16 protein-coding genes, 1 tRNA gene and 1 pseudogene are annotated in these 14,703 nt (G+C 68.9%); 9 read left to right on the top strand and 9 right to left on the bottom strand.

Going from position 1 to position 14,703, the window contains the following annotated elements; all coding sequences use genetic code 11:
* Positions 1 to 59 precede the first annotated feature (59 nt).
* Positions 60 to 530 carry a RidA family protein gene (locus tag BN11_RS02275; protein WP_048693931.1) on the bottom strand — a complete coding sequence of 157 codons (471 nt, stop codon included), beginning with the start codon at positions 528 to 530 and terminating at the stop codon, positions 60 to 62.
* Positions 531 to 622: 92 nt separating this feature from the next.
* Complete coding sequence (locus tag BN11_RS22335; protein WP_157043928.1) at positions 623 to 778, bottom strand: DUF4177 domain-containing protein; 156 nt, start codon at positions 776 to 778, stop codon at positions 623 to 625.
* Between BN11_RS22335 and BN11_RS24965 the strand changes: the two are divergent.
* From BN11_RS24965 to BN11_RS02285, 3 genes and pseudogenes are all read left to right on the top strand, one after another.
* Positions 777 to 1,394, top strand: a pseudogene (locus BN11_RS24965) (ArsA-related P-loop ATPase); the annotation flags it as partial. The gene BN11_RS22335 and the pseudogene BN11_RS24965 overlap by 2 nt on opposite strands.
* Before the next feature lie 205 nt (positions 1,395 to 1,599).
* The gene (locus BN11_RS24970) at positions 1,600 to 1,785 is read left to right on the top strand and encodes a hypothetical protein (RefSeq protein ID WP_235435633.1); all 186 of its coding nucleotides are present in this window, start codon (positions 1,600 to 1,602) and stop codon (positions 1,783 to 1,785) included.
* Between the two features lie 4 nt (positions 1,786 to 1,789).
* Positions 1,790 to 2,980: an ArsA family ATPase gene (locus BN11_RS02285; RefSeq protein WP_048693935.1), complete on the top strand. Its 1,191-nt coding sequence runs from the start codon at positions 1,790 to 1,792 to the stop codon at positions 2,978 to 2,980.
* 12 nt (positions 2,981 to 2,992) lie between these two features.
* Here BN11_RS02285 and BN11_RS02290 read toward each other — a convergent pair whose 3' ends face one another.
* A complete protein-coding gene (locus BN11_RS02290; RefSeq protein ID WP_083433459.1) occupies positions 2,993 to 3,274 on the bottom strand; it encodes a WhiB family transcriptional regulator in 282 nt (93 codons plus the stop codon).
* 155 nt (positions 3,275 to 3,429) lie between these two features.
* Between BN11_RS02290 and BN11_RS02295 the strand changes: the two genes are divergently transcribed.
* Positions 3,430 to 5,925, top strand: a complete 2,496-nt coding sequence (locus tag BN11_RS02295; protein ID WP_083433460.1) for a penicillin-binding protein — start codon at positions 3,430 to 3,432, stop codon at positions 5,923 to 5,925.
* A gap of 50 nt (positions 5,926 to 5,975) precedes the next feature.
* Here the strand turns inward: BN11_RS02295 and BN11_RS02300 are convergent, their stop codons facing one another.
* On the bottom strand, positions 5,976 to 6,431 hold the full coding sequence (locus tag BN11_RS02300; RefSeq protein ID WP_048693942.1) for a GatB/YqeY domain-containing protein: 456 nt from the start codon (positions 6,429 to 6,431) through the stop codon (positions 5,976 to 5,978).
* A 60-nt stretch (positions 6,432 to 6,491) separates the two neighbouring features.
* Between BN11_RS02300 and BN11_RS02305 the strand changes: the two genes are divergently transcribed.
* From BN11_RS02305 to BN11_RS02320, 4 genes are all read left to right on the top strand, one after another.
* Complete coding sequence (locus BN11_RS02305; protein WP_048693945.1) at positions 6,492 to 7,427, top strand: metallophosphoesterase; 936 nt, start codon at positions 6,492 to 6,494, stop codon at positions 7,425 to 7,427.
* Positions 7,428 to 7,547: 120 nt separating this feature from the next.
* Positions 7,548 to 7,624, top strand: a tRNA-Pro gene (locus tag BN11_RS02310).
* 335 nt (positions 7,625 to 7,959) lie between these two features.
* Complete coding sequence (locus tag BN11_RS02315) at positions 7,960 to 8,463, top strand: HNH endonuclease (RefSeq protein WP_048693948.1); 504 nt, start codon at positions 7,960 to 7,962, stop codon at positions 8,461 to 8,463.
* A gap of 7 nt (positions 8,464 to 8,470) precedes the next feature.
* A complete protein-coding gene (locus BN11_RS02320; RefSeq protein WP_157043929.1) occupies positions 8,471 to 8,674 on the top strand; it encodes a hypothetical protein in 204 nt (67 codons plus the stop codon).
* A 51-nt stretch (positions 8,675 to 8,725) separates the two neighbouring features.
* Here the strand turns inward: BN11_RS02320 and BN11_RS26315 are convergent, their stop codons facing one another.
* From BN11_RS26315 to BN11_RS02340, 5 genes are all read right to left on the bottom strand, one after another.
* Positions 8,726 to 8,830, bottom strand: coding sequence for a hypothetical protein (locus BN11_RS26315; RefSeq protein ID WP_456152333.1), 105 nt, complete (start codon positions 8,828 to 8,830; stop codon positions 8,726 to 8,728).
* On the bottom strand, positions 8,785 to 9,807 hold the full coding sequence (locus tag BN11_RS02325; RefSeq protein WP_157043930.1) for an FAD-dependent monooxygenase: 1,023 nt from the start codon (positions 9,805 to 9,807) through the stop codon (positions 8,785 to 8,787). Before BN11_RS02325 ends, BN11_RS26315 begins: the two co-directional genes overlap by 46 nt.
* A gap of 164 nt (positions 9,808 to 9,971) precedes the next feature.
* Entirely contained in the window at positions 9,972 to 10,814 is an 843-nt protein-coding gene (locus BN11_RS02330; RefSeq protein ID WP_048693955.1) for a transglutaminase family protein, read from the bottom strand.
* Positions 10,811 to 11,740 (bottom strand): alpha-E domain-containing protein, encoded by a 930-nt coding sequence (locus BN11_RS02335; RefSeq protein ID WP_048693960.1) that lies wholly within the window; start codon positions 11,738 to 11,740, stop codon positions 10,811 to 10,813. The genes BN11_RS02330 and BN11_RS02335 overlap by 4 nt, the downstream gene beginning before the upstream one ends.
* Positions 11,734 to 13,311 (bottom strand): circularly permuted type 2 ATP-grasp protein, encoded by a 1,578-nt coding sequence (locus tag BN11_RS02340; protein WP_407667958.1) that lies wholly within the window; start codon positions 13,309 to 13,311, stop codon positions 11,734 to 11,736. Before BN11_RS02340 ends, BN11_RS02335 begins: the two co-directional genes overlap by 7 nt.
* 98 nt (positions 13,312 to 13,409) lie before the next feature.
* On the opposite strand from BN11_RS02340, the gene BN11_RS02345 reads away from it, so the two are divergent.
* Positions 13,410 to 14,703, top strand: a 1,294-nt coding sequence (locus BN11_RS02345; RefSeq protein WP_048693966.1) for a circularly permuted type 2 ATP-grasp protein, incomplete at its 3' end; no start/stop codon positions are given.

Genomic DNA, 14,703 nt, shown 5'->3' on the forward strand with positions numbered 1-14,703 from the left:
GCGGTCGCGGCGCTCACGGGGAAGGGGAAGTCACGCATGTGGGCGCGTGGTCGTCGGGATCAGGCGAGCGAGACGATGATCTCGACCTCGACGGGAGCGTCGAGCGGCAGCGCGACGACACCGACGGCCGAGCGGGCGTGAATGCCCGCGTCGCCGAATGCCTTGCCCAGCAAGTCACTTGCGCCGTTGACGACGACCGGCTGCCCGGTGAACGCGGGGTCGCTCGCGACGAACCCGACGACCTTGACGACGCGGGTGACCTGGTCGAGATCGCCGATCAGGGCCTTGACGGCCGCGATGGCGTTCAGGGCGCACGCCTGGGCGAGTTCCTTGGCCTGCTCGGGGCTGACCAGCCCCTCGCCCTCGCCGACCTTGCCCGTGGCGGGCATCGACCCGGCCACCATCGGCAGCTGCCCGGAGGTGAAGACGAGGTCGCCCTGACGCACGGCCGGGACGTACGACGCGACCGGCGGCACGACGTCGGGGACGGTGAGTCCGAGTTCGGCCAGACGTTCTTCTACAGCAGACACGGCATACCTTCCGGGTTGTAGGGTTCAGTCCGCTTGCGCCGGGATCCCCGCGACATAGCGGAGCGACGCAGGAGCGAAGGCGTTGTGTGGGTTCAGTCGAGCGGCCGTTTGAGATAGGCGACCAGGCCGTTGCCGTCCGGGCCGGGCACGACCTGGACCAGCTCCCAGCCGTCGGAGCCCCACTGGTCGAGGATCTGCTTGGTGGCGTGGACGATCAGCGGGACCGTTGCATACTCCCATCGAGTCATGGACCCGACCCTATCGCCGGTTGCCGACACCGGGCCGACGTATGGTTTCGGGGTGAGTGATTCCCGCGGCGCTCAGGGCGTTCGACTGCATATCGTGACCGGCAAAGGGGGGACCGGGAAGACCACGGTCGCGGCCGCGCTCGGCATCGCCCTGGCGGGTCAGGGCCGCAAGGTGCTGCTCGCCGAGGTCGAGGACCGCCAGGGCATCAGCCAGACCTTCGATGTGCCCCCGCTGTCGCACACCGAGACGCTGATCTTCGACGACCCGTCGGGCGGGAGCCTATGGGGGATGGCCGTCGAACCCAAGTCGGCGCTGCTCGAATACCTGCACAAGTTCTACAAGCTGGGCCGGGCCGGGTCGCTGCTGGAGAAGATCGGCGCGATCGACTTCGCCACCACCATCGCGCCTGGGCTGCGCGATGTGCTGCTGATCGGCAAGGTGTATGAGGCGGTGGGTCGCCGCGAGGGCCGCGGGCGGCACGGCAAGACCCCGACGTATGACGCGGTAGTCCTCGACGCCCCGCCCACCGGGCGGGTGGCCCGCTTCCTCGGGGTCAACGAGGAGGTCGCCGAGGTGGCCCGGATGGGGCCGATCAAGGGGCAGGCCGACTCGATCACCGCGATGCTCAAGAGCCGCATCACCGCCGTGCACATCGTCACCCTGCTCGAGGAGATGCCGGTCCAGGAGTGCCTCGACGCCGTCCACGACCTCGATCCTGGAGGACAAGGACCTCGAGGCCCTCTCCGGCGGGGCCAGCGCCCGGCTGCGCGCCGACGTCGCCGCCGACCTCGCCGGCGCCGGCGTGCCCGACCCCAAGGGCATGACCGACGTCCTCCTGGACGAGGCGGCGGCCCACCTCGAACGCCTCGACCTCCAAGGGGAACAGGACCAGCGGATTCAGGAGCAGGGCCGGGCCGTCTTCTACCTCCCGGCGCTGGCGGACGGGCTGGAGGCGGGCGGCATACGGGTGCTCGCCGACGAACTGCACGTGCAAGGGATGGTGTGACGACATGGCGCGTGCCACGACGCAAGCGGGCTCGACGAAACCGGGCTCGACGAGACCGGCCGGGCCGGCGCTGGACATCGACGCGTTGCTCGCCGATCCGGGCAAGCGGATCATCGTCTGCTGCGGCTCCGGCGGCGTCGGCAAGACGACGACCGCGGCCGCGCTCGGGCTGCGGGCGGCCGAGTCCGGGCGCCGCGTCGTCGTCCTGACGATCGACCCGGCGCTGCGGCTGGCCCAATCCCTCGGGCTGACGGCGCTGGACAACACGCCCCGGCCGGTGTCCGGCATCGACACCTCGGCCGGCGGCTCGATGGACGCGATGATGCTCGACATGAAGCGGACCTTCGACGAGGTCGTCGAGCAGCACGCGACCCCGGAGAAGGCTCAGCAGATCCTGTCCAACCCGTTCTATGTCGCGGTCTCCTCCTCCTTCGCGGGCACGCAGGAATACATGGCGATGGAGAAGCTCGGGCAGCTGCGCGCGCAGAGCGCGGCGGACGCCCGGTGGGACCTGATCGTCGTCGACACCCCGCCGTCGCGCTCCGCCCTGGACTTCCTCGACGCCCCCAAGCGCCTCGGGTCCTTCCTCGACGGCCGCTTCATCCGCATCCTGATGGCGCCGGCGAAGGCGGGCGGGCGGGCATACCTCAAAGCAGCGACGGCCACCATCTCGCTGGCGATGACTGTGATGACGCGCGTTCTCGGTGGAGAACTGTTGCGTGATGTGCAGACCTTCGTCGCCGCGCTGGACACGATGTTCGGCGGCTTCCGCGAGCGCGCCGACCAGACGTATGCCCTGTTGCAGGACGACGAGACAGCGTTCGTCGTCGTCGCTTCCCCCGACCGGGATGCGCTGCGGGAGGCCGCGTTCTTCGTCGAACGGCTGGCGACGGAGCGTATGCCGCTCGCCGGGGTCGTCGTCAACCGCGTTCAGATGGTCGCCGGGGCGCTGTCGCGCGGGCGGGCCGAGGACGCGGCCGACGCCCTCGACGCCGGGTCGGCGGCGTCCAGCGCGAGCGCCGACCTGCTGCGGCTGCATGCCGACCTGGTCACCAGCGCCGACCGGCATCAGGCCGCGATCGCGCGGTTCCGCACGGCGAACCCGGGTGTGGCCGTGACCCAGGTGCCCACCGCTGCCCGCGACATCCACGACGTCGAAGGCTTGCGCACCGTCGGCGCCGATCTCGCGGGTTGACCGGCGTTCGCCTCAGAGGAGCACCGCCTGCCAGGAGGTGACATCGGGGTGGGATCGCAGGATGGCGCGGCGCTCGCGCTCGGTCAGTCCGCCCCAGACGCCGAACTCGACCCGGTTGTCCAGCGCGTCGGCGAGACATTGCAGCGCGACCGGGCACTCGCGGCATACCTGTTTCGCCTCGTGTTGGGCCTTGCCCCGCACGAAGAGCACGTCCGGGTCGGCCTGGGCGCACGCGCCGAATGCGGCCCAGTTCTGCGGGCCGTGGCCGGCCTCGATCTGCGCCAGAACGCTCATCCACAACTCCCATTCTCTTTCCCCGCTACGGGGGACTGAGGGGGTTGGGCACGTGCTGATACATCCGGATTGGAGATTCTTTCCTGACGAACTCCGGTCGGGCGCGCGTGCCGGCGTGAACGGCGTTGTCAGGTCCGGCAGTTACCCTGAACCTCATGCCTGTCCGCCCGGATCGCGCGTCGATGCCACACCTGATGTCCTTGGTGGCCGCCTTCCTCGCGGTGAGCGTGGCCATGGGCCTGCTCGCTGCGGGCCTGCTCATGCCTGCCGTGGGGGCGATGGGCGGTTCGAGCAACAAGGCGATCGACGCCTTCGAGAATATCGACAAGACCTTCACGACCACTGCGCTCTCGCAGCAGTCGGAGATCCGCGACGCCAACGGCAAACTGCTTGCCACGCCATACGACCAGAACCGCATCGTGGTGCCGCTGAGCAAGGTGGCGCCCATCATGCAAAAGGCGCAGATCGCGATCGAGGACAGCCGCTTCTACGAGCACGGCGCGCTCGATGTGCGCGGCACGGCGCGCGCGTTCTTCAACAACGCGGCCGGCAATGCGACCCAGGGCGGCTCGTCGCTGACCCAGCAATACGTCAAGCTGACCCTGCAGGCCGAGGCCCTCAAGCGCGGCGACGAAGCGGCTGCCGAAGAGGCTGTCGACGTCAACTACGGCCGCAAGCTGCGCGAGATGGCGCTGGCCATGCAGGTCGAGAAGCAGATGACCAAGAAGCAGATCCTGGCCGGCTATCTGAATCTGGCGTATTACGGCGACCAGGCCTATGGCGTAGAGGCGGCGGCTCGGCACTATTTCAACGTCAAGGCCAAGGACCTGAATCTCACGCAAGCCGCGACGCTGGCCGGTGTCGTGCAGAGTCCCGGCAGTTCCGACCCGCACAACAACCCCGAGGCCGCCCAGAAGCGCCGCGACATCGTGCTCGACCGGATGGCTGCCCTTGGCATCATCACCGCGAAGGAGGCGGCCAGCGCCAAGAAGCCGTCCGTCAAGAGCCTGCTGCGGATCCGCGACTCCGAGGGCGGCACCTGCGACCGCAGCGTCGAGCCCTACTTCTGCAACTACGTCATCGCCTATCTGAAGACCCTCAAGGTGCTCGGCAAGAATGTCGACGAGCGCACCCTGGCGATCAATCGGGGTGGCCTGCGGATCAAGACGACCCTGCGCAGCGACTGGAACCAGGAGATCCTCAAGGACCTTCGGTCCAGGGTGCCCGCCGGCGACCCGTCCGGCGTCGGAGCCGCGGCTGCCGTCATCGAGCCGGGCACGGGCAAGGTGCTGGCGATGGCGCAGACGTCCGAATACGGGCTGAGCAAGGACAAGAAGTCGACCGTGGGCAGGACCACCCAGAGCTGGGTGGTGCCCACGGCATACGGGGGAACGCTCGGTTTCCCCATCGGCTCGACGGCCAAGGTCTTCACCCTGTTGACTGCGCTCGAGGCCGGCATCCCGGTCAACGGTTCGGTGCCCGCGCCCCACGCGGGAGTGGGCAAGACGAACGCGCACATCTTCCCCAACGACGTCTACATCGACGAATGCCGCACTTATCAGCAGGGCGGCTGGTCGGTCAACAACGACTACCAGACCACCGGCGAGACCCAGACGTTCCGCAAGGCGACGGCAGACTCGATCAACACCGCCTTCGCGGCAACGATGATCAAGCTCGGCGGCTGCAAGGTCCGGGACATGTGGAACCGGCTCTCGGCCTTCGACGGCAACGGCCAGGAGATCTCACCGGATCCGTCCAACCTCGTCCTCGGGTCCGGCTCGATGCCTCCCCTGACCCTGGCAAATGTGTACGCGACGCTGGCGGCGAACGGCAAATGGTGCCCCGTCAGCCCCATCGAATCGATCACGACCTCCGACGGCAAGAAGCTGAAGCTGCCCGCACTGAAGTGCAAGCAGGTCCTGGACAAGGACATCGTCGCCGGAGCCGATGAACTGCTCAAGGGCGTGATCACCGGCGGCACGGGAACCACCGGCATTCGAAGTCAGGCGGGATTCTTCAAGACCGCGGCCGGCAAGACCGGCACGCACGAAGGCCACCAGCAGTCCTGGTTCGTCGGCTACACCACGCGTCTGGCCCTCGCGGTCTACGTGGGGACCCCGATCAGGCAGCTCGAGATGGACGGCATCACGATCGGCGGGCGCTACTACGGCAATGTGTTCGGTGGGACGATTGCCGCCCCGCTCTGGGGCATCATCATGAAGCAGATCACCGCGGACATGCCCGATGAAGCCTTCCCTGCCCCGAGTTCGAAGGTCCTCTACGGCATTCAAACTCCCGTCCCGGGCGTGATCGGGATGGCGACGGCCAACGCCAAGGCGACGCTCGAAGCAGCGGGTTTCACTGTCGCCGTCGGGTCTCCCGTGTCGAGCACGATGCCCGCCGGAACCATCGCTGCGCAGTCACCCCAAGGCAGCGCCGCCCAGGGCAGCATCATCAGCATCTCGCCGTCGACGGGCTATGTGCCGCCCCCCGTCGTCCACCAGCCGCCCCCGAACACCAACACGCCGAGCACGAATTCGAGCACGAAACCGCCCGGCAACACCAGCACGACGCCGGCGACCAACACGTCCACCAAACCGAGCGGCAACACCGTCACCAAACCGCCCGGCAATACCGGCACCAAGGGGTAGCGGACTTTAGGTAAGACGATCTGGCTGTCATGACCGCCAGATCGTCTTACCTAACTCTTGGCCAGCGCCGCCCGCACCGCTGCGGCGACCGCCTTGCCGTCCGCGCGGCCGGCCACCTTGGCCTGGACGGCCTTCATGACCGGGCCCATCTGCGCCATACCGGTGGCACCCGTCTCGGCGATCACCTCCTCGATGATGCCGGCCACGGCCGCCTCGTCGAGTTGTTCGGGCAGGTAGGCCTGCAGAATCGCCAGCTCGGCGTTCTCCACCTCGGCGAGTTCGGGGCGCCCGGCATCGGTGTAGGCCGTCGCCGCTTCGCGCCGCTTCTTGGCCTCCTTGGCCAGCACCTTGAGCACCTCGTCGTCGCTCAGCTCGTGGTGCGCACCCGCCGACTCCTCCATGGTGATCGCGGTCAGCGCCATCCGCAGTGTGCCGGCGCGCACCTTGTCCTGCGCTCGCATGGCGTCGGTGAGGTCGGACTGCAGCGAAGCCTTGGAAACGGTCATGCACCCATTGTCCCAATCCGCTGCAACACGATTTCGCGTGACCTCTGGGAGACTGGAGCGATGCACCCTCTGGTCCGGACCGCCGGCTCGCTCGCCGCAGCGGGAGTCGCCGGACTCGGCTACGCCTCCCTCATCGAGCGCAACGCCTTCGTCCTGCGGCGCTTCACGATGCCGATCCTGCCCGCCGGCGCCGACCCGATCCGGATCGTGCAGATGTCGGACATGCACCTGGTGCCCCGCCAGACCCGCAAGATCGAGTGGGTGCGCCGGCTCGCCGACCTCGAACCCGACCTCGTCGTCAACACCGGCGACAACCTCGCCCACCTGCAGGCCGTGCCCGCCGCCGTGCGGGCGCTCGAGCCGCTCTACGGCATACCCGGCGTCTTCGCCCTCGGCTCCAACGACTACTACGCGCCCAAGGTGAAGAATCCCGCGCGCTATCTGCGCAAGGATTCCCGCGTCGCCCTCGACGAGGAGCGGACACTGCCCGTCGGCGAGTTGATCGACTCCTTCACCCGGGAGGCCGGCTGGCTCGACCTCAACAACGCCCGCGGCAAGCTGCACGTGGCCGGGCTCGACATCGAGTTCGTCGGCGTCGACGACCCGCACCTGGACCGCGATCGGTATGCCGAGGTCGAGGGTGAGCGGGCGGCCGGCAGCGATGTCTTCCTCGGGGTGTGCCACGCGCCGTACACGCGGGTCCTCGACGCGATGGCGCGAGACGGGGTGGACGCCATCATCGCCGGCCACACGCACGGCGGGCAGCTCGCGCTCCCCCTGTATGGCGCCCTGGTCACCAACTGCGATCTGGACCGGTCCCGCGCGAAGGGGCTCGGGCGCTGGTGGCCGGGGGCGAACGGCATACCGTCGGCGCAGGCACCCGACGACGCCGCCTGGCTGCACGTCTCCGCCGGCCTGGGCACCTCGCCGTATGCCCCCGTGCGCTTCGCCTGCCGTCCCGAGGCGAGCCTGATCACCCTGACCCCGCGCACCTGACAGCAGCGGACGATCCGCCACAGGCGGAACCGATTTCTGCCCGCCGCCCCGCTGGGGTTATCCTGTGGCGTCGCCATCCAGCGGGTGGCGACGATCCGTGACGCGAGTCGCGGACAGCCACGGGGTGTGGCGCAGCTTGGTAGCGCGCTTCGTTCGGGACGAAGAGGTCGCAGGTTCAAATCCTGTCACCCCGACCATGCGATGTCTCAGGACATCGGCAACCCCTCGTCCAACGTCGGCGAGCCCGCAATCCGGGAGAACGAGGTCAGGCCGCGGCGGGACAAACCAGCTACGAGTACCCGCCCCATCCACCGGGCCGCACCGCATACCTGCAGGTCACAGGGTCGCGGCGGATCCGCCGGCCCGACTACTGATAGCTGGTGTGCACCAAAAGCCGTAGCGCACCGCCTACCGGGACACCTACTATTCGTGCGACTGCCCACGGCCGGCCATCTGACCGGCACTCGCGAACTGGACACTCCCCCAAGACAACCTGTCGATTCGTCCTGCCCACCCGCCGAGGAGGTGACCCATGACCGTCATCGTGCTCAACACGACATACGAGCCCCTGCACACCGTCTCGGTGCGGCACGCCATCACGATGCTCTGGCGTGGCGTCGCCGCCGTGGTGGAGGAGGGGCCGGAGATGTTCGGTCCGATGCCGCGGCCGAAGGTGCTCATCCTCACGCGCTATGTCAAGACGGTCTGGAAGTACGCGCGCCGCAAGACCGGACGTGCGACTTACGCCCACGGCACCAAGGTCACCCGGGTCGAGGCGGACCCGCTGGCCACCTACACCCGCGAGGGTGTGCTGTTGCGCGACCACGGCCAGTGCGCGTATTGCGGGCAGCCGACGGCAACGACGATGGACCACGTGCTGCCCAAGTCGCGCGGTGGTGCGACGTCCTGGGAGAACGCCGTCGCCGCGTGTGAGTACGACAACTGGCGCAAGGGCGACCGGACTCCGGAGGAAGCGGGAATGCCGTTGCTCTGGGAACCGTTCATACCCACGGTCTACGACCTGACTTGGAGGTGAAATCACTGTGCGACGCACACCCGAGATGGAGATCGACTTCGTCGACAACACGCCCGTGACGGCAACGTGGACGGGCCACTCCGGCACGGTGCACACCGTGTCGGGCCGGATCTATCGGCACACCGGGCAGCTCTACCTCGCCGGCCGCCGGCTGAGCTGGCTGCTCGAATCCGGTGCCGTGCTGATCGAGCACGACGCCGTGGCCGCCTGAGGCCACGCCGCAGTATGAGGGGGTCCGCGCCACCAGGCGCGGGCCCCCTTCTCAGCGGGCCGGCTCGGTCAGGACGCCGGCCAGGAAGTTGCCGATCTCACCCCGAGCGGTCAGTGGCCAGCCGGTCGCGACGTATTGGTCCGGCCGCACGAGCACGATCGCTCCGGATCGGTCGATGCCGCGGGCGGTGACGATGTCGTCGGCGCCTGCGGCCCATGCCTTTCCCAGTCCTGCAGGGCGAAGGGCCCGGTAGGCGGCAGCAACGCCTCCGGCAGGCCGGTCACCTCGATGTCGTGGTGATCGCCCTGGAAGATGCCGTGGAGGTCGAGCACTGCGTCGAGATCGTCGCTGTCGCGGGTGAACCGGCGCAGGGGCGAGGCGGGGTCGGTGCTGAGCCAGGCGGCCAGCTCGCGGAGACCGTCACCGGACTCGTCGCCGAAGGCATAGAGACGCCAGCGGGCGTCGGCCTGGTGCACGTGGCCAAGTTCCATGCGGCGGCCGTCGGCGATGCGCGTCACGGGAGCCGAGTGGAAGCGGGTGCCGACCTCGAAACCCGTTGCCAGGCTTTGGTTCTCACCTGATCCCGTGAGTCTGGACGCCTCGTAACGTGTCGCCAACCCGGCCGTGTAGCGGCCCTGGCGTTCGAACTCGGCGCGCATCTGGTCGGCGGTCACGCCCCCGGCCTGTGGGTTGGCTGGGTCGGCCATGGGCTGGGCGATGAAGCCCGACCAGAACCGGTCGAAGTCGATCAGGTCCTGCGCGACAGCCTGCCGCTCGGCCGAATAGGTCTGCAGCAGAGTCGGATCCACCCGCCCGCTCAGGACGGTGACGAGCTTCCAGCCGAGGTTGAAAGCGTCCTGCATCGAGACGTTCATGCCCTGCCCCGCCTTCGCGGAGTGTGTGTGGCAGGCATCCCCGGCGATGAACACTCGCGGCAGCCGCTCTCCCGCGCTCTCGATCGGGACGGCGTCGAAGGAGTGGGTCAGCCGCTGCCCGACCTCGTAGACGCTCGACCGCTCGTGCTGGTCGCCGACCTGCGAGGCGCGATCGGGTTCTCCTCCTTCGGCGTGCTCATCTATTACGCCGTCGCCATCTCGCCGCCTTGCGGCAGCCGATCGAGCAACGCCGGTCACCGCGCCTGCTGCAGCTCATCGGATTGATCGGCTGCCTGGCGCTGGTGGGCACGTTGCCCCCCGCGTCGGTGCTCGCCGGCCTGGCCGTCCTCGCCGTCGGGATCGTGGGACGCCTGCTGCTGCGGTCCGAGAACGGCGGCGGCCATTGACATGCGCTCGCGGCGCTACCGCAGCCGGGTGACCGACACCTCGACGAACATGTCCACGGCCGGGCCGCCCGTGAAGATGCCGCGCAGCGGCGCGACATCGGAATAGTCGCGACCGTGGCCGACGACGATGTGATGGTTGGCGACCTCACCCGAGTTGGTCGGATCGAGGCCGACCCAGTCGCCCGCCCAGAACTCGAGCCACGCATGCGACTCCCCTGTGGTCGGCTCACCCACGGCCCCGTCACCGGCCATCAGGTAGCCCGACACATATCGGGCCGGCACCCCCGCGCTACGCAGAGCCCCGATGAGCAGGTGCGACAGGTCCTGGCAGACGCCGGCGCCCTTCGTCCAGACCTCCTCAGCCGTCGTGGTCACGCTCGTGACGCCGGGGAGATAGGAGATCCGCTGACCGACCAGATCCCGCACGTACGTGACGAATTCGTTTGGTGCAGCGCTGGATTCGGCCAGTGCGCGCACTGCATCCGCCAGCTCCGGCGCGGCGGCTACCAGCGGCCCCTCCTCTAGGTACTCCGCGAAGTCGTCGAGGACCTTGGGTGACCGCAGCGTCTCCCACGACGCAGAGCGGTAGAGGTCCTGCCGCCGGTGGACGTCGACGGTGCTCGTCGAAAGCACCTGCAACTCCTCGTGGTGGCGATGCACCTCAAAGGCCGTGACCCATGTACCCCAGTAGTCGACGAAGGCATGGGTCCACGCCGGCGGTGAGACCTCCATGCGCGTGGAGAGCACCGACTGGTCGACATTGGACACCGGCGTCATCCGCGCCTGGTTGAAGGACGATGTCGCGGCGCCGGCATAGTGGTAGCCCGTGCGATGGGTCACGCGCAGCGTGGTGCTCATACGCCGCCTCCCGTCCACGCCGGGGACAGCGCCCCGACGAAATACCGCTGACTGATGGCCGCGTCGACGCTGATGCACACCTGCTGCAGCCGGGCCAAAGCCTCCGGCAGCTCGGTGAGCAACTCGCTCAACGGTTCATACTCCAGCTCGGTGCGGGCCCGGCCCAGGATGCGCAACGCTTCGCTGTCGAAACCGCTTCGCAGAGAGCCGGGTTCGAGCTCCGCCAGCGCCGACTCCGCCATCGTCAGCGAATAGACGACAGAGCGGGGGAAGAGCCGGTCGACGAGCAGGAATTCCGCCGCGTCCTCATCCAGGGTGGCCGCGCCATGGGTGCGCCGGAAGGCATGGATAGCACCGCACGCGCGCAACGCGTTGTTCCACGCCGACGACGATCGCCGGCTCACCGCCGCCCACAGCATGAGCCGCGCGCTCATGTCCACCCGCTCGATCGCTCGCCCGAGCCGCAGGAAATGCCAGCCCTCGTCATGGCTCATCGTGGAGTCGGCCATGCCTGCGATGAGCGCGCACCGCTCCCGCACATATGTCAACCCCGCGACCGGCCGCATCCGCCGTAATTGCCCGGCGCGCACCGCATTCCACGTCGCGTTCAGGCTCTCCCACATCTCCGGCGACACCGTCTCCCGCGCCCTGCGGGCCGCCTCCCGGGCACCCTCCAAGGCCGCCAGCACCGAGCACGTGGAGGTGTGGTCGTACTGCAGCATCGTGAGCAGTTCTTCCGGCGCCACCGGTCCGGTCGTGCCCGGCATGCCCAGCACGGCGAGCAGGGTCGTCGCCGATTCCTGCGGATCGGTCGACGGGTCGTCTACCATCAGCTGCAGGTGCACATCGAGGATCCGGCAGGTGTCCTCGGCCCGCTCCACATAGCGGCCGATCCAATAGAGCGATTCGGCGATCCGGCTCAGCATCCTCCCGCGCCTCCTTGCTGTTGCTGCTCCTGCTGCTTGCTGTGCGGCTCGACCATGTTGTGATCCGGCGGCTGCACCGACAGCGAGATCGACTCGGGCACAAAGGCGTTGGGTATGACGACCGGTTCCGGTGCGCTGTCATCCTCCAGCACCCACGTGTCCTTGGACCCGCCGCCCTGGCTGGAGTTGACGATGAGCTCGCCTTCCGGAAGGGCCACCCGGGTCAGGCCGCCCGGCAGCACCCACACGTCCGACCCGTCGTTGATCGCGAACGGCCGCAAGTCGACATGCCGCGGAGCGAGCGTGCCGTCGATGACCGTCGGCACCGTCGACAGCTGCACAACCGGCTGGGCGATCCACCCGCGCGGATCGTCGATGATGCGCTGCCGCAACGCATCCAGCTCCGCGCGGGAACTCGCCGGCCCGATGCTGATCCCCTTGCCACCGGAGCCGTCGACCGGCTTGACCACGAGCTCATCGAGCCGGTCCAACACCTCCTCGCGGTGCGCGGGCTCCTCCAGCCGCCACGTGTCGACGCCGGGAAGGACCGGCTCCTGACCGAGGTAGTAGCGGATCAGATCCCCGACATACGTATAGACCAGTTTGTCGTCCGCGACCCCGTTGCCGACGGCATTGGCGATCGTGACATTGCCACGGCGAGCCGCATTGATCAGCCCGGCGACCCCGAGCAGCGAATCGGCGCGGAACTGCGAGGGATCCAAGTATTCGTCATCCACCCGGCGATAGATCACGTGCACGGGGCTCAAGCCTCGAGTTGTCCGCACGGACACGTGTCCGTTCTGGCACAACAGGTCCCGGCCTTCGACGAGTTCGACGCCCATCATCCGGGCGAGCAGGGCGTGCTCGAAGTATGCCGAGTTGTAGACCCCCGGCGTCAGCACGACGATCGTCGGATCGTCGATGCCGCGCGGGGCGCAGGCGGTCAGCGCGGCCCGCAGCCGGCTCGGATAGGTCTGCACCGGCCGGATGCGATGCTCCCCCGCCACTTCCGGCAACGCCGAGGTGATCGCCCGCCGGTTGGTCATCACATAGGAGACCCCGGACGGCACCCGGAAGTTGTCCTCCAGCACCCGGAACCGGCCCTCCGGGTCGCGGATCAGGTCGATGCCGGCGACGTGGATGCGCACGTCGTTGACCGGCCGCAGCCCGGCCGCCGCCCGATGGAAGTGGTGCGAACTCGTCACGACCTGCCGCGGGATGACGCCATCACGAAAGAGATCACCCTCGCCATAGACGTCGGCGAGGAAGCGCTCCTGCGCAGCCACCCGCTGCCGCACCCCCGCCTCGACGACGGCCCAATCGGCCGGCTGGATGATCCGCGGGAGCAGGTCCAGCGGGAACGGCGTCTCCTGACCGCCGATGTCGAAGGTGACCCCCTGATCGGCGTAGATGTGCTGCAGGAACTCCACCCGCGTGCGCATCTCGGTGGGATCTATCCGCTCCAGACCCCCCACGACCTGCTCGTATGCCGGCCGCACCTGTCGGTCGGCCGTGAACATTTCGTCATAGACACCCCCGCCCGGGCGGTAGTCATCGATCCACGCGCTCACAGGCCGCAACATACGGCCCTCGGGTTTCCGGCGTGTTTCGCGATCACCACCACCCGCCGCCCGCCCACGCGTGGCACCCGGCGCATAGTCTGGGCGCGATGCCCTCGCAACTTCTGGCCGCGCTCGCCGCACTGAGCCCTCAGGACCTGCTCCGGCGGCGGGGGGCCGTCGCACAACTGGTGCAGGACGACGGGATCGCGGTCGGCCCGGACGGCCCCGACGGTCCGCACCCGCTGCGACTCGACCCGCTGCCACTCGTCATACCGGCGGCTAACTGGGCTCTCCTCGAAGCCGCGCTTGCCCAGCGTGCCGAACTGCTCGACCTGCTCCTCGCCGACATCTATGGCGAGCGGCGACTGATCGACGGTGGGGTCCTGCCGGCCGAGATCATCATCGGCCATCCGCAGTTCGTCGCCCAGGCCGACGGCATATCGACCCGCCACCGGCTGGTGCTCACCGCGGCGGATCTCGGCCGCGACGAGGCCGGCGAATGGCGCCTCCTCGCCGACCGGACCCAGGCGCCCGTCGGCGCGGGCTATGCGATGGCCACCCGCCGGGTCACGGCCCGCGCGCTGGCCGCGGTGCACCGCGAGACCGATCTGCGCCGGCTCCGGGAATTCTTCGACGCCATGCGAATCGCGTTGCAAGAGACCGCAAGCGAGACCAGCGACCTGGCTCACGTGGCCATCCTCACCGATCCCGAAGGCGGTGAGACGGGCTTCGATGAGGCACTGACCGCTACTCTCCTCGGCTTCCCCATCGTGCACGCCGAAGACCTCTCCCTCGACGGCGGACGCGCGTGGCTGCGCACCACCGATCGGCCCGAACCCATCGATGTCATCGTGCGGCGCGTCAACGGCGGCCGGGCCGACCCCTTGGACCTGACAGGTGGCCCCGGGGGCGGGGTCCCCGGGCTCGTCGAGGCCACCCGACGCGGCGTCGTCACGGTCGTGAACCCGATCGGCGCCGGGGTGCTGGAGAACCCGGCCCTCGCGGCATACCTGCCCGCGATCAGCCGCGCCCTCCTCGATCAGGACCCGCTGCTGCCCGCCGCCCGCACCTGGTGGTGCGGCGACGCCGAGTCCTTGCGGTATGTCGGTGCCCATCTCGAGGACCTGCAACTCGCCCCGATCTCTCCCGCGCCCGACAACCCGCGGGTCTTCGTCGCCGGGCTGACCGCCGCGGAGCGGGCCGAACTGTGGACGCGGGTCCAGGCGCAACCGTGGGCCTGGGCGGCATCGGAAGTGCTGCCGCCGTGGATGAACGACGTCGTCACGCCGGACGGGCTGAGCCCCCGCGCGAGTGTGCTGCGCACCTTCACCGTCGCCGGCTCGGGCAGCCCGGTGGTGCTGCCGGGCGGTCTGGCGCGGCTGGCCACGGAGGCCGGTGACC

It is taken from the genome of Nostocoides australiense Ben110, from assembly GCF_001050535.1.
In the GTDB taxonomy this organism is placed as follows: Bacteria; Actinomycetota; Actinomycetes; order Actinomycetales; family Dermatophilaceae; genus Nostocoides_A; species Nostocoides_A australiense.

Coding starts and splice junctions, on each gene's coding strand:
- BN11_RS22335 (WP_157043928.1), bottom strand. CDS start 778: ATGACTCGATGGGAGTATGCAACGGTCCCGCTGATCGTCCACGCCACC.
- BN11_RS24970 (WP_235435633.1), top strand. CDS start 1,600: ATGACCGACGTCCTCCTGGACGAGGCGGCGGCCCACCTCGAACGCCTC.
- BN11_RS02285 (WP_048693935.1), top strand. CDS start 1,790: ATGGCGCGTGCCACGACGCAAGCGGGCTCGACGAAACCGGGCTCGACG.
- BN11_RS02290 (WP_083433459.1), bottom strand. CDS start 3,274: ATGAGCGTTCTGGCGCAGATCGAGGCCGGCCACGGCCCGCAGAACTGG.
- BN11_RS02295 (WP_083433460.1), top strand. CDS start 3,430: ATGCCTGTCCGCCCGGATCGCGCGTCGATGCCACACCTGATGTCCTTG.
- BN11_RS02300 (WP_048693942.1), bottom strand. CDS start 6,431: ATGACCGTTTCCAAGGCTTCGCTGCAGTCCGACCTCACCGACGCCATG.
- BN11_RS02305 (WP_048693945.1), top strand. CDS start 6,492: ATGCACCCTCTGGTCCGGACCGCCGGCTCGCTCGCCGCAGCGGGAGTC.
- BN11_RS02315 (WP_048693948.1), top strand. CDS start 7,960: ATGACCGTCATCGTGCTCAACACGACATACGAGCCCCTGCACACCGTC.
- BN11_RS02330 (WP_048693955.1), bottom strand. CDS start 10,814: ATGAGCACCACGCTGCGCGTGACCCATCGCACGGGCTACCACTATGCC.
- BN11_RS02335 (WP_048693960.1), bottom strand. CDS start 11,740: ATGCTGAGCCGGATCGCCGAATCGCTCTATTGGATCGGCCGCTATGTG.